Origin of the sequence: Streptomyces sp. NPDC091280, assembly GCF_044768565.1 — a bacterium.
GTDB lineage: Bacteria > Actinomycetota > Actinomycetes > Streptomycetales > Streptomycetaceae > Streptomyces.
Map to the genome: position 1 here is coordinate 335,841 of NZ_JBIVUZ010000010.1, position 19,410 is coordinate 355,250.

At 69.2% G+C, this 19,410-nt stretch carries 11 protein-coding genes and 3 tRNA genes; 9 read left to right on the plus strand and 5 right to left on the minus strand.

All coding sequences use genetic code 11. The annotated features are described in order from the left end of the window. Positions 1 to 397 precede the first annotated feature (397 nt). The 3 genes from ACIQPR_RS29990 to ACIQPR_RS30000 all read left to right on the plus strand — a co-directional run bounded on the left by ACIQPR_RS29990 (position 398) and on the right by ACIQPR_RS30000 (position 7,352). A complete protein-coding gene (locus ACIQPR_RS29990; RefSeq protein ID WP_403654583.1) occupies positions 398 to 6,520 on the plus strand; it encodes a LamG-like jellyroll fold domain-containing protein in 6,123 nt (2,040 codons plus the stop codon). Between the two features lie 173 nt (positions 6,521 to 6,693). Then, a complete protein-coding gene (locus tag ACIQPR_RS29995; protein ID WP_398943718.1) occupies positions 6,694 to 6,948 on the plus strand; it encodes a type II toxin-antitoxin system VapB family antitoxin in 255 nt (84 codons plus the stop codon). After that, positions 6,945 to 7,352 carry a PIN domain-containing protein gene (locus ACIQPR_RS30000; RefSeq protein ID WP_403654585.1) on the plus strand — a complete coding sequence of 136 codons (408 nt, stop codon included), beginning with the start codon at positions 6,945 to 6,947 and terminating at the stop codon, positions 7,350 to 7,352. Before ACIQPR_RS29995 ends, ACIQPR_RS30000 begins: the two co-directional genes overlap by 4 nt. Before the next feature lie 333 nt (positions 7,353 to 7,685). Here the strand turns inward: ACIQPR_RS30000 and ACIQPR_RS30005 are convergent. The 3 genes from ACIQPR_RS30005 to ACIQPR_RS30015 form a co-directional block, all read right to left on the minus strand. Beyond that, a tRNA-Ile gene (locus ACIQPR_RS30005) sits at positions 7,686 to 7,762 on the minus strand. A gap of 178 nt (positions 7,763 to 7,940) precedes the next feature. After that, a tRNA-Asn gene (locus tag ACIQPR_RS30010) sits at positions 7,941 to 8,013 on the minus strand. A gap of 6 nt (positions 8,014 to 8,019) precedes the next feature. Continuing rightward, positions 8,020 to 8,092 (minus strand) — tRNA-Asn (locus ACIQPR_RS30015). A 167-nt stretch (positions 8,093 to 8,259) separates the two neighbouring features. On the opposite strand from ACIQPR_RS30015, the gene ACIQPR_RS30020 reads away from it, so the two are divergent. The 4 genes from ACIQPR_RS30020 to ACIQPR_RS30035 all read left to right on the plus strand — a co-directional run bounded on the left by ACIQPR_RS30020 (position 8,260) and on the right by ACIQPR_RS30035 (position 13,893). Continuing rightward, positions 8,260 to 8,565 carry a YtxH domain-containing protein gene (locus tag ACIQPR_RS30020; RefSeq protein WP_403654587.1) on the plus strand — a complete coding sequence of 102 codons (306 nt, stop codon included), beginning with the start codon at positions 8,260 to 8,262 and terminating at the stop codon, positions 8,563 to 8,565. Positions 8,566 to 8,616: 51 nt separating this feature from the next. Continuing rightward, entirely contained in the window at positions 8,617 to 10,074 is a 1,458-nt protein-coding gene (locus ACIQPR_RS30025) for an FGGY family carbohydrate kinase (protein ID WP_403654589.1), read from the plus strand. Between the two features lie 157 nt (positions 10,075 to 10,231). Beyond that, entirely contained in the window at positions 10,232 to 11,965 is a 1,734-nt protein-coding gene (locus tag ACIQPR_RS30030) for an ABC transporter ATP-binding protein (protein WP_403654591.1), read from the plus strand. Then, positions 11,965 to 13,893: an ABC transporter ATP-binding protein gene (locus tag ACIQPR_RS30035; RefSeq protein WP_403654593.1), complete on the plus strand. Its 1,929-nt coding sequence runs from the start codon at positions 11,965 to 11,967 to the stop codon at positions 13,891 to 13,893. Before ACIQPR_RS30030 ends, ACIQPR_RS30035 begins: the two co-directional genes overlap by 1 nt. Positions 13,894 to 13,996: 103 nt before the next feature. Here ACIQPR_RS30035 and ACIQPR_RS30040 read toward each other — a convergent pair whose 3' ends face one another. Then, positions 13,997 to 15,304: an RNA polymerase sigma factor gene (locus ACIQPR_RS30040; protein WP_403654595.1), complete on the minus strand. Its 1,308-nt coding sequence runs from the start codon at positions 15,302 to 15,304 to the stop codon at positions 13,997 to 13,999. Positions 15,305 to 15,428: 124 nt separating this feature from the next. Between ACIQPR_RS30040 and ACIQPR_RS30045 the strand changes: the two genes are divergently transcribed. Together ACIQPR_RS30045 and ACIQPR_RS30050 are read left to right on the plus strand one after the other, a co-directional pair. Next, positions 15,429 to 15,920 carry a GNAT family N-acetyltransferase gene (locus ACIQPR_RS30045; RefSeq protein ID WP_403654597.1) on the plus strand — a complete coding sequence of 164 codons (492 nt, stop codon included), beginning with the start codon at positions 15,429 to 15,431 and terminating at the stop codon, positions 15,918 to 15,920. 9 nt (positions 15,921 to 15,929) lie between these two features. Further along, positions 15,930 to 17,477 carry a hypothetical protein gene (locus tag ACIQPR_RS30050; protein WP_403654599.1) on the plus strand — a complete coding sequence of 516 codons (1,548 nt, stop codon included), beginning with the start codon at positions 15,930 to 15,932 and terminating at the stop codon, positions 17,475 to 17,477. A gap of 18 nt (positions 17,478 to 17,495) precedes the next feature. Here the strand turns inward: ACIQPR_RS30050 and dnaG are convergent, their stop codons facing one another. Beyond that, complete coding sequence (dnaG, locus tag ACIQPR_RS30055; protein ID WP_403654601.1) at positions 17,496 to 19,403, minus strand: DNA primase; 1,908 nt, start codon at positions 19,401 to 19,403, stop codon at positions 17,496 to 17,498. Positions 19,404 to 19,410 lie beyond the last annotated feature (7 nt).

Genomic DNA, 19,410 nt, shown 5'->3' on the forward strand with positions numbered 1-19,410 from the left:
CATCGTGGGCCTTCCCCCGTTCCCGGCCCAGGGCATGCGGAAACCGCCCCCCGGGTGTTGCTGTGGGCACCCAAGCGGCCTTCGTTCCCGGCCGGTTGAGCGCATGCCAAAAGGAGAGGCAAGTTTGATCAAACCCCTCACGGAAGCCTCACGCTAGGTCCTGAGATCAACATGGATCACAAAGGGAATGCACATGGAAAGCAAAGGAATCCCCTAGTCTTGAACTCAATTTGACTGCCATACGTCAAAAACGGACCCCGCTTGGTCACCAGGTGATCAATTGACGATGGACCCTGCTCACATCAGCCCCACAGAATGCACTTCGGCGCGGGGCCCACGGGGGGAACCGCCTGAAAAGCGGAGGACCCCAACCTTCATGTCCGTCCATAGCAGTTCCTTGCACAGGTCCAGACGCCGGCTGGCGAGACCGATCGCCACCGCTCTCGTCACGGCCCTGACGGCGGCTTCGCTGGCCGCGGCGGCACCCGCGCACGCAGCGCCCGACGCCTCACACCGGGCCAAGCCGAAGAGCGCCGGCTCTTCGTCCGCCACCCGGCGTCTCAACCCCACGGAGGCGGCGTCCGCGCGGGCGAAGGCCACCGGCAAGCCCGTGACGATCGACCAGCTCACCGGCACCGGAACGCTGGTGGTGGCCAACCCGAACGGCACCTTCACCCGCACCGACTCCTCGATGCCGCAGCGCACACTGCAGCACGGGAAGTGGGTGCCGATCGACACGAAGTTGGTGCGGCAGGCGAACGGAACCTGGGCGCCCAGGGCCGCGGTCACCGACGTGGCGTTCTCCGCCGGCGGTTCGGACGCGCTGGTCACGATGCGCAGCGGCAGTGCCGAACTGGGCTTCTCCTGGCCGGGCAAGCTGCCCGCGCCGGTGATCTCGGGGAACACCGCCACCTATCCCGAAGTCCTGCCGCAGGTGGACCTACAGCTGACCGCGGACGCTTCCGGCTACTCCTCGATCCTCGTGGTCAAATCCCGCAAGGCGGCGGCCGATCCGCGCCTGCGCAGCCTCGCGCTGAACACCACCTCGTCCCATGTCCGGGTGACTCCCACGCGCGACGGTGGGGCCCAGGCCATCGACAAGCGCACCGGCGAGACGGTGTTCCACAGTGACACCGCGCTGATGTGGGACAGCGCCGGCAAGAAGTCCTCCGGCGTGTCCTCGGCCCGCACGGCGACCGTCTCCCTGGCCCGTGCCGAGCAGAAGGCGGCAGCCAAGGTCGGCAAACACCGCGCACAGGTCCGGGTGAACCTGAAGCACGGCAAGCAACTGCTGGGCCTGGACCAGAAGTTGCTCACAGCCAAGAGCACCGCCTACCCGGTCTACATCGACCCCGAGTGGAGCGGCAGACCCTCCCAGCTGGACTGGGCGCGGATCTCCGACAACGGCTGGAACGTCTACAACTCGACGTCCACCTCGGGGGCGACCAACGCCCGTGAGGGGTGGGACAACAGCAGCCCCGGCAACGGTGAACGGGCCCGCACCTACTACCAGATGAACACGAGCGGCATCAAAGGCGCGGTGGTCACGCATGCCTCGCTGTACGTGAAGCAGCTCTCCGCCGCCTCCTGCTCGGACACCCCGGCCGCTGTCTACGGCACCGACCGCCCCGCAGGCTGGAGCTCCTCGTCGCTGTACTGGGGTCATGAGCCCGGTGGGCGCACCGGCTCGCTGGGCACCAACCCCAAGAGCCACGAGGCCGGCACCTGCCCGGTCACCGACGGTGCCAACTCCTGGGTCAGCCCGCCGTCACTGGAGTTCGACGTCACCTCCCGCGCGCAGAGCGCGGCGGCCGGCGGCTGGAAGAGCATGACGCTGATGGTCCAGTCACCCGACATGAACGACGCCACCCAGTGGAAGCAACTCGCCTACGGCGGCGGCGCCACCATGTCAGTCACCTACAGCTACCGCCCCAAGCTCAAGAACGGCACCGGTACCCCCGCCATCAAGCCGTCCACGGTGAATCTGGGCAAGACGATGACCACCACCCACACCCCGACGCTGTCGGCGCGCGCGGTCGACCCCGACCTGGCCGGCGGAAGCGAGCTGGTGCGCGTCGAGTACAACGTCTACAACTCCTCGGGCACCCTGATCCACCAGGGCTTCGGCCCCAGCACGGACTCGAAGAAGCACGCCCGGTACAACACCAACGGCAGCGACTGGACCACTCCGAGCCTGCCCGACGGCACCTACACCTGGAAGGCCACCGCGCAGAACGCCGCCGGTTACTGGGCCGGCACCGGCTCGGGTATCTGGACCAAGACCCAGACCTTCACGGTCGACACCAGCGCACCGCCGGCCCCTACGGTGACCTCAAGTCAGTTCCCGGCCAAGCAGATCGGCGCCGCCTTCGGCGACAAGGGCACCTTCACGCTCAGCAACAACCACACCAACAACATCACCGGCTATCTGTTCGCCCTGGACGCCACGCTCGGCAACACGGTCTACACCACCAGCGTCACCCACTGGACCACGAGCACGACGATCGTGCCGGGCCACGTCTACTACGCCACCTCGGACAACGGCCCCGGCACCGGCACCGTGGTCCTCAACGGCAGCGCCTCACCGGCTTTCGCCCCCGCCAAGGCGGGGCCGCACACGCTGTACGCCAAGGCCGTGGACCAGGCGGGCTCGACGTCCATCTCCCAGACGACCTACGCCTTCTACGCCGGCACCAGCACCCCGACGTACGCCTACGGCGACAAGATGATCGCCGGCTGGACGGCCACCAACACCGACGGCACCACCACCGTCGTGCCCAAGGCGACCACCACGTCCAAGGGCGGCCAGCTGATCAGCCAGGCGGCCGGCAGCGGCTACGAGTTCGCCGACGGCTTCCAGGCCATGCTGGCAAACAAGAGCACCACCTCGAAGGTCGTCTCCGGTGACAGCGCGACCTTCGGCTTCGACATCCCCAAGGACGGCCCCTGGAGCTTCGGGGTCAACCTGACCAAGGCCAAGGACTACGGCATCTACAACCTGGTCCTGGACGCAGGCAAGCCCACCCAGGCCACCCTGCTCAGCGGCCTCGACGCCTACAACTCGTACACCACCACCCGGTTCGTCAACCTCGGCATCCCCAAGGACTCGAACGGTCAGCTGCTCACCCTCAAGCAGGGCGCGCACACCCTGACCCTCACCCTGACCGGCAAGAACCCCAGCTCCACCGGCTTTCAGGCCGGCCTCGACGTGCTGCGCCTCGCGCCCGCGCTGACCTGTGCGATGAACAGCACAGGCAGTTGCCTGAACAACACCGCGACCAGCACCTTCACCACCACGACCAGCGCGGCCGACGCCGACGGGTCCGGCAACAGCATCAACGCCACCGACCTGACCGGCACTTCGGGCTGGCAGAGCGGCAAGTCGGTGACCGTCGACGGTACGAACATCGCGCTGCCGAAGTTCGGCACCGGCACCTACGACAACATGCTGGCCTCCGGCCAGACGGTCACCGTGCCGGACAGCGGTGTGGTGAACACCGGTGACGCCGTGGTCTTCCTGGCCTTCGCCACCGGCGGTGCGGCCAAGGGAGCCACCGGCACCATCACCTACGCCAAGAACAACTGCCTGGACCTGAACGGCCCCGCCGACCAGTCGTACACCCTGGACACGGTGCCCGACTGGCTGAGCGGCCCCGCCTCCGCGGCCACGCTGACCCTCGTCCATCAGAACCACAGCAACAACACCCAGACCAGCCCCAGCCCTGGACCGAAGATCTACGCCGTCAGCGTCCCGCTGGCCTGCCCCGGTTCGGTCATCAGCAGCCTCTCCCTGCCGCTGTTCAGCAACGGGGTCCAGGCCGGCCAGCCGTCCCTGCACATCCTGGGCATGGGCCTGCGGCCGCTGACCACCACCGGCAACGGCACCCAGCACTGGGTCGGCACCTGGTCCTCCGTCCAGGACACCGCCAAGGTGACGCAGTCCGGCGGCACCACCGCCACCGTCAACGGACAGACCCTGCGCATCCCGGCCCACGTCAGCATCGGCACCGACGACGGCAACGGCGTCCGCGTCCACCTGTCCAACGCCATGGGCAGCAGCCCGGTGACCTTCGACGCGGCATCCGTCGCCCTGCAGGACGGCACGGCGGGCGGCGCCACGGCGGCCGCGGCACCGGTACCGCTGGCCTTCGGCGGCACCGCCTCCGTCACGATCCCGGCGGGCGGCGACGTCACCAGCGACCCGGTGACCCTGCACGTCGACCAGCAGGCGACCGTCCTGGTCAGCCTGCAGGTGCACGGCTCGGTCGCGGCCATGCCGGGCCACGCGGCGGCCCAGACCCCGGTCTGGGCCGGCGACGCGGCCAACCGCACCGGTGACACCGCGGCCACCAAGTTCACACAGACCACGTACACCGGTCTGCCGTACCTGGCCGGCATCGACGTCACCACGCCCACCTCCGCCCCCACCGGCTCCCTGGTCCTCTACGGCGACCAGAGCGTCAACGGCGACAGCGCGAGCGGCGACGGCCGGCACCACCTCAGCGACGCCATCACCGGCGCCCTGGTGACCGACCCCAACGGGGACTCCACGGTGGACTACGGCGTACTCAACGCCGGCACCAACAGCAACAGCCTGAGCAACAACCTGCTGCCACAGGACACATACAGCGACAGCCCGATCAACGCGCTCAACCCGCTGGACCGCAACGTGCTGGCGCAGGGCAATGTACGCACCGTTCTCGTCTCCACCGGTGCCACCGACCTGCTCAACTGCACCGGCACCGCCGACGCCTGCGCCACCGGCGTCGAGCAGGGACTCGCCGCGATCAACAGCGAGCTGAACTCGTACTACACCGACGACGGCCAGACCTACATCAACAATCAGCCGGTCACCCAGAACTCCAACATCACCGTCTACCTCACCACCATCACACCGTTCACCGCCGCGCACCCGGGCACGGCCACCCAGGAGTCCGCACGTGAGCTGGTGAATCAGTACCTGCTCGACAACTTCCCCAGCCAGGTCATCGACTTCGCCGCAGCGGTCTCCACGGACGGCACGGCCACCTCGCCGACCGTGAAGGCGGCGGACCTCTCCAGCGGCAACCCGTCGAACACGTACTACGACGACCTCGCCGCCCGCTACCTCAACGACACCAACACGCAGGTCGTCGGCATCGCGCCGAACCTGATCGTCCCGGAGGCCACCGGCAGCGACACCCCCGACAACGAGTGGGACCTGGCCGCCGACGGCACCGACGCGCGCGGGGACGACCCGTTCACCGCGGTCGGCGGGGCGACCTTCGGCTCGACCGGACCAGACGCGGTCAACGCGCCGGCCACCGCCACCTCCTTCGACGGGAGCACCGGATTCCTGGAGAGCGACCACACCGCCGTCAACACCCTCGCCGACTACACCGTCTCCGCCTGGGTGAAGCTCGACTCCACGGATAATCCGGCCACGGCCATCTGTGAGGGAACCAGCCAGCACCAGGCGTTCTATATCGGCTACGACCGGGGCAACAAGGGCTGGATGTTCCAGACCACAACCACCAACGACGACAACGCCGACTTCCCCACCGCGGAAGGCGACACCAACACCGGGGCCGTGGGCACCTGGACCCACCTCCTGGTCACCTACACCGCCCCCGTGGACGGCGACGCCGACAGCGGCGTGATGTCCATCTACCAGAACGGCACCCTGATGGGGACCGCCACCAACCTCACCCCGCAGTACGACTCGTCGATGCCCCTGACCGTCGGCGGCTGCATCAACGACCCCGCAGCGACCTCGCCGTACAACGCGTTCCCGGGCTCCGTCTCGGACGTGCAGGTCTACCCGTACGCGATGGAGGCCGGCGATGCCGACGCGGCAAGCGTGATCGTGCCGACCGGCTGGGACAACGGCATGCCCGAGGACGAGTGGAAGCTCGGATCGAACGGCACCGACACCGCCTCCCTCAACCCGGTCACCGCCACCGGCGGCGCCACCTACGGCAGCGACGCGCCGAGCGGGCTGTCCGGCAGCGTCGCCTTCGACGGCAGCGCCGGCTTCCTCAAGAGCAAGCAGAGCGCGGTCAACACACTCGGCGACTACACCGTCTCCGCCTGGGTGAAGATCAACTCTGCCCTCGGCACCAGCGCCGTCTGCCAGGGCACCACCCAGCACCAGTCCTTCTACCTCTCCTACGACAAGTCCAGCGCCGCCTGGATGTTCCAGACCACCACCACCAACGACGACAACGCCGACTTCCCCACCGCCGAAGGAGACAACAACTCCGGCCCGGTCGGCACCTGGACCCACCTGGTCGCCACCTTCCGGGCACCGGTCCCGGGAGGCTCCACCACCGGCAACATGGCCCTCTACCAGAACAGCACCCTGATCGGGACCGCCACCAACCTCAGCCCCCAGTACGACTCCTCCCTCCCCCTCACCATCGGCGGCTGCATCAACAGCGCCTCCGCCACCACCCCGTACCTGGCCTTCCCCGGCTCCGTCGCCGACGTCCACGTCTACCCGCGCACACTGTCGGCAACCGAGGTCAGCGCCCTGCGCTGACCCGCACCGCCGCCACGACCCTGCCGGTTCATCACGGCTCGGCAGGAGGTCGAAGGCCCCCGCCGCAAGGCGAGGGCCTTCTTCCGTGTGCGGTCTCTCCGCCCCGGAGCCCGGCCGGTACATAAAGGATCAAGTATCTTGATATACGCAGCCTGAATGTGACTGAGGACATCATGAGTCGCACGGTCATCGACCTCGACGACGAGGCACTGGAGGAAGCGGCCAAGGAACTGGGCACCACCACCAAGCGCGACACCATCAACACCGCCCTACGGGAAGTCACCGCCCGCTACCGATGTCTGCGCGCACTTGAAGAAGCCCGCAGCCTGGTGGCCGACAGTGCCCTGGACATGGACCTGTTGCTGGACAAGGATGGCTACCGACCCACGAGTGCGGGTGACGTCCCGAGCGCCGGAGCCGACGAGTGACCGTCGCCGACTACCTCATCGACGCCTCCGCCCTCGCCCTCGTCCCGCTCCGCCAGAACACGACCGAATGGGACGACAGGATCGCCGCCGGCCTCGTCGCGATCTGCGACCTCACCGAACTGGAAGTCCTGCACTCGGTCCGTTCGGCCACGGACCGCACCCGCATAAAGGCGGCCCTCGACGCCCACTACGCCTGGTGCCCCGACGGCGTCTACCGCCGCTCCCGCATCATCCAAGAGCAGCTGACGGCCAAGGAAGAGCACCGCAGCGCGGGTCCCGTCGATCTCCTCGTGGCGGCCGCCGCCGAGGAAGCCGGACTCACCCTGCTCCACTACGACCGCGACTTCGAAACCATCGCGCGCACTACAGGGCAGCCGGTCCACATGATCGACCTCAGGCAGTAGAACCTGGGGGCCGTCCGGGCAGACACCAGGCTTCGCGTGAGCGCGGATCCCAACCGCCTGCACCACCGAAGCGGCACACTCGAAGGTCACCGGACAGCACCTTCCGATTCCCCGCGTCCAGCCAGCGTCCAGAATCGGGGGCCAAACCCCTCCCACACACCGCCTGCGGAGCCCCGCACCTACCCCGAACCAAGACATCTTCCCAGGTCAGGGCGATTCGAACTAAAGCCGACAGCAGCGGAGTTGAACTCACGAGCAGCGGATTCAGCCCCGCAACCCAAAGCCCTGAATCCTTACGCGAGATGAGACGTTTCCGCAGGTCAGGTACCTGCATGGTGGGGCGGGTGGGACTCGAACCCACGGCCGACGGATTATGAGTCCGCTGCTCTAACCGGCTGAGCTACCGCCCCATTACGGCGCGTCGCGCACATTTGTGCGCGCCGTCTGCCGCAGCATAGCCGCTCATACGATCTCCTGCTTCGGATGGTCGACTTCGCACGACCATGAGGACCGCGGCCCGCGCCGGGCGGTTCCGGGGGACATGAAAAAGGACCCCAACGGGGTCCTCGTCCACTCACCAAGCGGTTGCTCTCCCGACTGGACTCGAACCAGTAACCTGCCGGTTAACAGCCGGCTGCTCTGCCAATTGAGCTACGGAAGATCGAAGCTCCCCCGACTGGACTCGAACCAGTAACCTGCCGGTTAACAGCCGGCTGCTCTGCCAATTGAGCTACAGGGGAATGCCTCGTTGCATCGATCGTACCTACCCGGGTATTCGCCAGGGGGCGTGCGCTCGCTGCGACACATACATTAGCGCAAGCAGGGGGGTGCTCCGCCAATCGGTTCCCCCGGCACCGATGCCGCGTCGGAGGTCCACGAGGACCCGCGCAACGGAAGGATGGCCGTCATGCGCTACAAGCTCACGTTCGTCGTCGGACTGGCTCTGGGTTACGTGCTGGGCACGCGGGCCGGACGCGAGCGCTACGAGCAGCTGAAGAAGTCGGCACGCCAGGTCGCCCAGAACCCGGCCGTCCGCAACACCGCCGAGTCGGCGGCGCAGCAGGGCCGCCAGTTCGCGGGCAGGGCGTACCACGCGGTCGGTGAGAAGGTGGGCGATCGGGTCCCCGACTCCGTCGCCCAGCGCGTACGGTCCCTGCGTGAGCGCAACGCGAACGGCACGGGCGAGGACGACTGGGGCACCAGCAACACCTAGGGCGCCGCGACCCGGCACGGCCACCTCCCGCCGTACGGCAGAATTTCCGCCATGGGGATAGTCGCCGGGCTGGACAGTTCGCCCGATTTCACTCGTATCGTCGTCTGTGACACGGACACGGGGTCCGTGCTCAGGCAGGGATACGCGCCGCATCCGGTCGAGTCCGAGACCGAGGGCGGCGGGCGGCCTTCCGATGTCGATCCACAGGCCTGGCTGCTGTCGCTGGGTGAGGCGGCCGGTGGCGGGCTGCTCGAAGGCGTACAGGCCATCGGTGTGTCCGCGCAGCAGAACGCGCTGGTGCCGCTGGACGCGCAGGGCAACACCGTGCGGCCCGCGATGGTCGGCGGCGACAAGCGGGCGCAGGTCGCGGCGGCCGATCTGATCGACGCGCTCGGCGGGCGCGAGGCCTGGGCGCAGGCGGTGGGCTGTGTCCCGCAGGCCGCGCAGCCGGTGACCAAACTGCGCTGGCTGAACCGGACCGAGCCCGACAACGCACGGCGTACGGCCGCCCTGTTGCAGGCCCACGACTGGCTGGTGTGGCAGCTCCTCGGGCGGCCGGCCAGGCGGACCACCGATCGGGGCGGGGCCTCCGGGACCGGGTACTGGTCCGCGGCCGGCGGTGGTTACCGGCCCGATCTCGTCGAGCTGGCCCTCGGGCATCAGGCCGTGCTGCCCGAGGTGATCGGTCCCTCCGACGCGGCCGGTACGACTCCGGAGGGGCTGCTGATCTCCGCCGGGACCGGCGAGACCATGGCGGCGGCCTTCGGCCTCGGGATCGGCTTCGGCGACGCGGTCGTCTCGCTCGGCGCCTCCGGGTCCGTGATGGCCGTGCACCCCGAGGCGCTCCTCGACCAGAGCGGGATGATCACCTCGCTGGCCGACGCGACCGGGATGCATCTGCCGGTCGTCACCACGCTCAACGCCGTGCGGACCCTGCGCGGGGCCGCCGAGCTGCTCGGGCTGCCCGATCTGGAGAGCCTGTCGGAGCTGGCGATGAAGTCGACCCCGGGAGCGCACGGGCTGGTGTTCCTGCCGTATCTGGAGGGTGAGCGGACGCCGAACCTGCCGCACACCGCCGGGACGCTGGCCGGGCTGCGGCGCGAGTCGATGAAGGCGGAACACCTGGCGCGGGCCGCCTTCGAGGGCATGCTGTGCGGCCTCGCGGACGCCCTGGACGTGCTGCGCGGGCGGGGAGTGGCCGTACGGCGGCTGTTCCTGCTCGGGCCGGCCGCCGAGCTGCCGGCCGTGCAGGCGGCGGCGCCCGCGCTCTTCGGGACGCAGGTCGTCGTACCGCAGCCCGCCGACTACGCGGCGATCGGTGCCGCCCGGCAGGCCGCCTGGGCGCTCGGTGTCTCGCAGGGCACGCTGGACCCGCGCACCCCGCCGCCCTGGCAGGGTCCGGTCGCGCAGGTGCTGGAGCCGGGCGACGAACTGGCCGTAGGGCAGGCGGTGCGCCAGCAGTACGTGTCCGTACGGGAACAGACGCATCCGGGCGCGTTCCGGTCGTAGGAGTTCACCCGTTCCGCTCTTAAGGGTTCATAAGGACGCATGTGGCACTGCTCTTGGCTTAATCAGTTGAGGTAACGCGGGTGGAGTGTCCGACGATGGGGGCGAGGGGCAACACCACACCCGCCCGCCCCTCACCGCCGACTCCGAGAGACGTAGCGTGCTCATACGACTTCTGCGGACCTATCTCAGGCCCTACAAGAAACCCATCGCCCTGCTGGTGCTGCTGCAATTCCTGCAGACCTGCGCCACCCTCTATCTGCCCACCCTGAACGCGCACATCATCGACAACGGCGTCGTGAAGGGTGACACCGGCTACATCCTGTCGTTCGGTGCGCTGATGATCGGGATCTCGCTGGTCCAGGTCGTCTGCAACACCGGCGCCGTCTACTTCGGCGCGCGCACCGCCTCGGCGCTCGGCCGGGACATCCGGGGCGCCATCTTCGACCGGGTGCAGTCGTTCTCGGCCCGCGAGGTCGGGCACTTCGGCGCGCCCTCGCTGATCACCCGTACGACCAACGACGTGCAGCAGGTCCAGATGCTGGCCCTGATGACGTTCACGCTGCTCGTGTCGGCGCCGATCATGTGCGTCGGCGGGATCATCCTGGCGCTCGGCCTGGACGTGCCGCTGTCCGCGGTGCTGATCGCGGTGGTGCCGACGCTGACGATCTGCGTGACGCTGATCGTGCGGCGGCTGCGCCCGCTGTTCCGGGCGATGCAGGTGCGCCTGGACTCGGTGAACCGGGTGCTGCGCGAGCAGATCACCGGCAACCGGGTCATCCGGGCCTTCGTCCGGGACGAGTACGAGAAGGAGCGGTTCCGGAAGGCCAACTCCGATCTCACCGAGATGCAGCTGAAGACGGGCAACCTGCTCGCGCTGATGTTCCCGGTGGTCATGACGACGGTGAACCTGTCGTCGATCGCCGTCGTGTGGTTCGGCGCCCACCGCATCGACAGCGGCGGGATGCAGATCGGTGATCTGACCGCGTTCCTCGCCTATCTGATGCAGATCGTGATGTCCGTGATGATGGCCACCTTCATGTTCATGATGGTGCCGCGCGCGGAGGTCTGTGCCGAGCGCATCGAGGAGGTCCTCGACACCGAGTCCAGTGTCGTGCCGCCGCTCGCGCCCGTCACCGAGCTGCGCCGGCACGGGCATCTGGAGGTCCGCGGGGTCGGCTTCTGTTATCCGGGCGCCGAGGAACCCGTGCTGAAGTCCATCGAGCTGGTGGCCCGTCCGGGCGAGACGACGGCCGTGATCGGCTCGACCGGCAGCGGAAAGTCCACCCTTCTGAGTCTGGTCCCGCGTCTGGTTGACGCGACCGACGGCGAGGTCCTCGTCGACGGGGTCGACGTGTCGACCATCGACCCGGTGCTGCTGGCCAAGACGGTCGGCCTGGTCCCGCAGAAGCCGTACCTGTTCGCGGGCACGGTCGCCACCAACCTCCGCTACGGCAACCCCGACGCGAGCGACGAGGAGCTGTGGCACGCGCTGGAGGTGGCGCAGGCCAAGGGCTTCGTCGAGGCGCTGGAGAACGGCCTCGACTCCCCCATCGCCCAGGGCGGCACGAACGTCTCCGGCGGTCAGCGGCAGCGGCTCGCCATCGCCCGGACCCTCGTCCAGCGGCCGGAGATCTACCTGTTCGACGACTCCTTCTCCGCCCTCGACTACGCGACGGACGCGGCGCTGCGGGCCGCGCTCTCCCAGGAGACCGCCGAGGCGACCGTGGTGATCGTGGCGCAGCGGGTGGCGACCATCAGGGACGCCGACCGGATCGTCGTACTCGACGAGGGGCGGGTCGTGGGGACGGGCCGGCATCACGAACTGATGGCGGACAACGAGACGTACCGAGAGATCGTGCTCTCCCAGCTCACGGAAGCGGAGGCTGCCTGATGGCCGGGCCCATGGGGCGGATGATGGCCGGGACGGGCCCCGACGCCCGTTCGATGGACTTCAAGGTGTCCGGCAAGCGGCTGATCGGCCAGTTCCGGCCGGAGCGGCTGACCATCGGCATCCTGCTGGTGTGCGTGGTGATCAGCGTCGGGCTGAACGTGGTGGGGCCGAAGATCCTCGGCAACGCCACCGACCTGGTCTTCGCGGGCATCATCGGGCGGCAGCTGCCGGCCGGTACGAGCAAGGCGCAGGCCCTTCAGGCGATGCGCGACCGGGGCCAGGGCTCGATCGCGGACATGCTCAAGAGCACGGACTTCACCCCGGGCAAGGGCATCGACTTCACCTCGGTGGGGCATGTGCTGCTGCTCGCGCTGGGCACGTTCATGGTGGCCGGGCTGCTGATGGCGGTGGCGACCCGGATGGTCAACCGGGCGGTCAACCGGACCATGTTCCGGCTGCGCGAGAGCGTCCAGACGAAGATGTCGCGGCTCCCGCTGTCGTACTTCGACAAGCGGCAGCGCGGTGAGGTGCTGTCCCGCGCGACCAACGACATCGACAACATCGGCCAGACCCTCCAGCAGTCGATGGGCCAGCTGATCAACTCGCTCCTCACGATCATCGGTGTCCTCGCGATGATGTTCTGGGTGTCGTGGCTGCTGGCGCTGGTCGCGCTGGTGACCGTGCCGCTGTCGTTCCTGGTCGCCACCCGCATCGGCAAGCGTTCGCAGCCGCACTTCGTGCAGCAGTGGCGCTCGACGGGCAAGCTCAACGCGCACGTCGAGGAGATGTACACCGGGCACACCCTGGTGAAGGTGTTCGGGCGGCAGGACGAGTCGGCGAAGCTGTTCGCCGAGCAGAACGACGCGCTGTACGAGGCCGGGTTCAAGGCGCAGTTCAACAGCGGTGTCATGCAGCCGCTGATGATGTTCGTGTCGAACCTCAACTACGTGCTGGTCGCGGTCGTCGGCGGTCTGCGGGTCGCCTCGGGCTCGCTCTCGATCGGCGATGTGCAGGCCTTCGTCCAGTACTCGCGCCAGTTCTCGATGCCGCTCACCCAGGTCGCGTCGATGGCGAACCTGGTCCAGTCGGGCGTCGCCTCGGCCGAGCGGATCTTCGAACTCCTCGACGCCGAGGAGCAGTCGGCCGACCCGATGCCGGGCGAGCGCCCCGAGGAACTGCGCGGCCTGGTCGCCCTGGAGCACGTCTCCTTCCGCTACGACCCCGACAAGCCGCTCATCGAGGACCTCTCCCTGACGGTGGAACCGGGCCACACGGTCGCGATCGTCGGCCCGACCGGCGCCGGCAAGACCACCCTGGTGAACCTCCTCATGCGGTTCTACGACGTCTCCGGCGGCCGGATCACCCTCGACGGCGTCGACATCGCGCGGATGTCTCGCGACGAACTCCGCGCCGGCATCGGCATGGTGCTCCAGGACACCTGGCTGTTCGGCGGCTCGATCGCCGACAACATCGCGTACGGCGCGTCCCGTGAGGTCACCCGGGGCGAGATCGAGGAGGCGGCGCGGGCGGCGCACGCCGACCGGTTCGTCCGTACGCTGCCCGAGGGCTACGACACGGTCATCGACGACGAGGGCACGGGCGTCAGCGCCGGTGAGAAGCAACTGATCACCATCGCGCGGGCATTCCTGTCCGACCCGACGATCCTGGTGCTGGACGAGGCGACGTCCTCGGTCGACACCCGTACCGAGGTGCTGATCCAGAAGGCGATGGCCAAACTCGCCCACGGGCGCACGTCGTTCGTGATCGCGCACCGCCTCTCCACGATCCGGGACGCGGACACGATCCTGGTCATGGAGAACGGCTCGATCGTCGAACAGGGCGCGCACGCCGACCTGTTGGCGGCGGACGGGGCGTATGCGCGGTTGTACAAGGCGCAGTTCGCTCAGGCGGTGGCGGAGGTCGACTGATAAACCGGGGGGGGGCTGGTCCAACTTAAGGGGCGCGGGGCTGCATCGATATGCGGCTCCGCCGCGCGGGCGCGACCAGCCCCCACCGCACCCGCACCCGGCATCAATCCAGATAACCCCTCAGCTGATCCGCGAATGCATGATCCCGAAGCTTGTTCAGAGTCTTCGACTCGATCTGCCGTATCCGCTCCCGCGTGACACCGAAGATCCGCCCGATCTCCTCCAGCGTGCGCGGACGCCCGTCCGCCAGGCCGTACCTCAGCTGTACGACCTTCCGCTCCCGCTCCCCCAGCGTCGACAGCACCGCCTCCAGGTGCTGCCGCAGCAGCAGGAACGCCGCGGACTCCACGGGACTCGTCGCGTCGCCGTCCTCGATCAGGTCGCCGAGGGCGACGTCGTCCTCCTCGCCCACCGGCGCGTGCAGCGACACCGGTTCCTGGGCGAGCCGCAGGACCTCGCTGACGCGTTCGGGCGCGAGGTCGAGGTGGTCGGCCACCTCCTCCGGGGTCGGCTCGTAGCCGCGCTCCTGGAGCATCCGGCGCTGGACGCGGACGACCCGGTTGATGAGTTCGACGACATGCACCGGGACGCGGATCGTGCGGGCCTGGTCGGCCAGGGCCCGGGACATGGCCTGCCGGATCCACCAGGTGGCGTACGTCGAGAACTTGTAGCCGCGGGCGTAGTCGAACTTCTCAACTGCCCTGATCAGCCCGAGGTTTCCCTCCTGCACGAGGTCGAGCATGGTCAGCCCGCGGCCGACGTACCGCTTCGCCACGGACACGACGAGCCGCAGGTTCGCCTCGATCAGCCGGCGCTTGGCCATCCGGCCCATGACGACCAACTTGTCCAGGTCGACGGCGAGTTGGCTGTCCAGGTCGAAGGCTCCGGAGAGCCGCTCCTCGGCGAACAGGCCGGCCTCGACACGGCGGGCGAGTTCGACCTCCTCGGCCGCGGTGAGCAGGGGGATGCGGCCGATCTCGCGCAGGTACTGGCGGAACAGGTCCGAGGAGGGCGCGCCGGTGTCGGCGACCCGGCCGCGGGGCCGTTCGTCGGGCTCGGGGGCCTCGGCGGTCTCCACCGCTTCGGCCGACGGTTCTTCGAGCTCGGGCGGGCTCTCCGGGTCCGCGTTCTCCGGGTGGTGCGCGGCACGGCTCTGCGGGGGGACGGTCGCGAGGACATCGGTCTCCGCGTCCGGTTCCGCGCCGTCCGTCGTGCTGGTCTCGGTCTGGTCGAGGGTCTGGGTCTGCACGGGGGCGACCTCCAGGATGATCGCTGCCAGGGGGTACGACAGCGGTACTTCAAGGGCGGAGTGGGCGGCCTCGCCGCGATCCGTCCCGTACTCGATGAGCGGAACCGCGGGGGTGAAGGACCCGCTGGGGACGGATCGGCCGCGCTCCGAGGACTCAGGCACCGGAACCCAGTGTGGAGTACGACACATCGCCGCCACGAGGGGCGTGCGGTGACTTTTTGCAATCGAGGCGTGACCGGACGGGTTCACAGGGTTGCCGTGCGCCGCGCGTGGCGATACTCCCGGCATGCTGGAGGTGCACCCGTGTACGGCCGACGACACGGCGGACCTGGACGAGCTGCTGGCCGCCTCGCACCGTGAACATCTGGGCCGGTACCCGGAGTTGGCGGGGAGCTACCGGGCGGGCGTCGATCCCGGCGCCCGCTTCCTGCTGGCCCGTTCGAACGGTGCGGACGGTGCGGACGCCCTCGGATGCGTGGCCGTGCAGCCGCTGGCGGTCCTCGGTGTCCCGCCGGGCGCCTACGAGGTCAAGCGGGTGTACGTGCGGGCCGGGGCCCGGCGGCTCGGGGTGGGCAGCGCGCTGATGGCCGCCGCGGAGACGCTGAGCGCGGGGCTCGGCACGCGGGTGCTCTACCTGGAGACCGGGGTACGGCACACGGCCGCGCAGGGGCTGTTCCGGAGCCGCGGCTTCCGCCCCGTCCCGCCGTATCCGCCGTATCTGGACGACCCGTTCGCGCTCTGTTTCAGCAAACGGCTCGAACCGAGAGCTCCGGCCTGAGGGAGTGCCATGGCCCCGTCCTTGAGACGCCGTCGTCACCATCCCATCCAGCAGCAGTCCTGGCGCTGGTGGGTGAGCGGGCAGCCGGCCTGGCTGCTGCTGCTCGTGCTGTTCGGCGGGCTGGCCGTCCTGTCGCTGCTGCTGGCCGGGGCGCACGCGCTGGTCGCCGCGCCGGAGCACCGGTACGGCAGCGTGAGCGCGTTCCTGTCCCTGACGGGCTCCATGTTCCGGGCGCTGAGCGGGCAGGGGGACTATCCGGACCGGCGGGCCGGGTCCTGGGACGATCTGCTGGCGAGCGTCGCGGCGGCGGTCGGCCTGGTGCTGCCCGCGCTGGTGATCGCGGTGGTGTTCGCCCGGATGTACTCGATCCGCGGCTTCGTGTGGCGTGCGCAGCCCAGTGTGTGTCTGCCGTGGGAGGTGGACGAGGCCGTGTACCGGCAGGAGAAGGAGGGCACGCACCACGGCACCATCGCGGTGCGCTTCTACAAGCAGCTGCGCCATCTCACCATCGCCGACCTGCGCTGCGAGGCGTATCTGCGGTATCTGGAGCCGTCGCCGGTGGACGGCAGCCGGCTGATCCGGACGCATCCGCTGGAGGTGCTCGGGTCCAACGGCAGCCGGGTCGGCGCCCGCATGTGGCCCGTGTCCAAGGAGGGCACGACCTTCACCCTGTGGATCCCGATGGACGCGGAACTGGACGCCGGGCAGATCCGTACCGTGCAGGGCATCGACATCTCCGACAGCGGGCTGCACGACCTGCTGATCCGGGTGTCGGGCAAGGTGGGCGGGCTCGGCGTCGAGGTGCACGACGAGCACTGGTACCGGCTCGATCCCCAGCATGTGCAGATCGGCCGTTTCTCCCGGGTGGACGTGGACCTGAACCGGCCGAGCAGTTCCTGGGCGGGCTGGGCCACCTTCGAACAGCCCGCCCGGCAGGCCCTGTTCGTCTACGGTCGGCTGGTGGATCCGCAGGCGCTGCGGGATCTGTACGGGCATGTGCCGCGGCCGGGCGCGGAGGTGGTCCGGGCCCGCATCCGCGGCTTCCGGCGGACCTGGAGCGTGGCGACGGACAACGCGGACGCCCAGCGCGCGATCGTCTACCGCAGGACGGGCGAGCCGGACGTGCCGGACGTGAAGGTGCTGTTCCTCAATCTGGAGGGGGCGCCGGCCCAGTACACGGAGGGCCTGCTGCTGCGGGCGAGCAGTGACACGATCGCCCAGCTCAACAGCCCCGACGGGAACTTCACCGTGGAGGACGTGACGGGGCTGGTGGAGTACGACCGTCCGTTCGACGACGGGCCGCCCGACATCGTGCACACCTATCTCGGCCGGCCCGGTCCCAAGGCGGCGGCGCGCTCCGGGCTCGCCGACGGAACGGCGGTGATCAGCGAGGAGTTCCTCACCGAGGTGCAGCGCGGGATGGCCGCCTACGATCTGGCGCTGCGCAGCACCTTCGAGGGGGAGGCGCTGCCTCCGGTGCCCGTGGAGCGGCTGGTGCGGACCCTGCGGGACCCGAGCAGGTCGATCGGGGCGTCCCGGATACCGGAGCAGGGGTGAGCCCCCGGCCCCGGTGCCTCACAGAGCCCCCGCGCCGTGCACCTGGAGTGCCTGGTCGTACTGCTGGAGCACCCACAACTCGTTCTGCACGGCGGCCAGTTCGGCCGAGTCGCCGTGGCTGCCGAGGCGGGTGAGCGCGCCCTGGATGTCGTGGATCCGGCGTACCACGGCTCTTCGGCGGACGGTGACGAGCTGCTCGCCCGCGTAGTTCTCGTCGACCGTGCGGCGCAGGATGGCCTCGACGGCGAGTTCGGTGACCATCGCGCGGACCGTGTCGTCCGGTGCCGCCTCGCGGACGCGGACCAGATAGTCCTGGGGGTCCTGGAGGCCGTACTCGGCGCCGCCCGCCTCGATGATCGCCTCGCGTACGGCTGCGTAGGGCGCTGCGGTGAACTCGTCCACCCCGTAGGCGTCGAAGGCCGGGGAGACCAACTCGGGGCGCTGGAGGGCGAGTTTGAGGAGTTCGCGCTCGGTGGCGAAGACGGGGTTGCGGAGGGTGAGGGCGGGGCCGCCGGTGGTGGGGCGGGGGGTGGTGTCGTACGACTGCTGCTGCGCGCCGCCCCGGGTCGGTGCCGGGCCCTTGCCGCCCCGGTCGCGGGCCCAACGGGCCAGCTGGGCGACCCTCTTGACCACGAACTGGGTGTCGAGGATGCCGAGCATGCCGGCCAGTTGGACGGCCACCTCGTGCTGGGCGCCGCTGTTCTTGATGCGGGCGACGATGGGGGCCGCCTCGTCCAGGGCGGCGGCGCGGCCCGCGGGGGTGTCGAGGTCGTAGCGGACGACGATCTGGCGGAGCGCGAACTCGAAGAGCGGGGTGCGGGGTTCGACCAGGTCGGCGACCGCCTCGTCGCCCTTCGCGAGGCGCAGTTCGCAGGGGTCCATGTTGTCCGGGGCGATGGCGATGTACGTCTCGGCGGCGAACTTCTGGTCGTCCTCGAAGGCGCGCAGGGCCGCTTTCTGGCCGGCCGCGTCGCCGTCGAAGGTGAAGATCACGCGCGCCGAGCCGTTGTCCATCAGCAGCCTGCGGAGGATCTTGATGTGGTCGCCGCCGAAGGCCGTGCCGCAGGTCGCGATGGCGGTGGTGACACCGGCGAGGTGGCAGGCCATGACGTCGGTGTAGCCCTCGACGACGACCGCGCGGGAGGACTTGGCGATGTCCTTCTTCGCGAGGTCGATGCCGTAGAGGACCTGGGACTTCTTGTAGATCGCGGTGTCGGGCGTGTTGAGGTACTTGGGGCCGTTGTCCGACTCGTAGAGCTTGCGGGCGCCGAAGCCGACGACCTCGCCGCCGATGTCGCGGATGGGCCACATCAGGCGGCCCCGGAAGCGGTCGATGGGGCCGCGGCGGCCCTCCTGGGCGAGGCCGGAGAGCAGGATCTCCTTGTCGCTGAAGCCCTTGCCGCGGAGGTACTTGGTGAGGTGGTCCCAGCCCTGCGGGCTGTAGCCGACGGAGAAGTGCTGGGCGGCGGACTGGTCGAAGCCGCGCTCGGCGAGGAACGTGCGACCGGTGTCCGCCTCGGGGCCGGCGGCCAGCTGCTCGACGTAGAAGTCGGCGGCCACCTTGTGCGCCTCGACCAGGCGGATGCGCTCGCCGCGCTGGTGGGAGGGGTTGTACCCGCCCTCCTCGTACCGCAGCGTGATGCCGGCCTGGGCGGCCAGCCGCTCGACCGACTCCGAGAAGGTGAGGTGGTCGACCTTCATCACGAACGTGATGGTGTCGCCGCCCTCCTGGCAGCCGAAGCAGTGGAAGAGCCCCTTGCTCGGGCTGACCTGGAAGGACGGCGACTTCTCGTCGTGGAAGGGGCAGAGGCCCTTGAGGTTGCCGCCGCCCGCGTTCCGCAGCTGGAGGTACTCGGACACCACGGCGTCGATCGGGACCGCGTCCCGAACCGCCTTCACGTCCTCGTCGTTGATCCGTCCTGCCACGCGTGAA

Bases quoted from the DNA above. Each gene is read 5' to 3' on its own strand.
- ACIQPR_RS29995 (WP_398943718.1), top strand. From the start codon at position 6,694: ATGAGTCGCACGGTCATCGACCTCGACGACGAGGCACTGGAGGAAGCG.
- ACIQPR_RS30020 (WP_403654587.1), top strand. From the start codon at position 8,260: ATGCGCTACAAGCTCACGTTCGTCGTCGGACTGGCTCTGGGTTACGTG.
- ACIQPR_RS30025 (WP_403654589.1), top strand. From the start codon at position 8,617: ATGGGGATAGTCGCCGGGCTGGACAGTTCGCCCGATTTCACTCGTATC.
- ACIQPR_RS30035 (WP_403654593.1), top strand. From the start codon at position 11,965: ATGGCCGGGCCCATGGGGCGGATGATGGCCGGGACGGGCCCCGACGCC.
- ACIQPR_RS30045 (WP_403654597.1), top strand. From the start codon at position 15,429: ATGCTGGAGGTGCACCCGTGTACGGCCGACGACACGGCGGACCTGGAC.
- ACIQPR_RS30050 (WP_403654599.1), top strand. From the start codon at position 15,930: ATGGCCCCGTCCTTGAGACGCCGTCGTCACCATCCCATCCAGCAGCAG.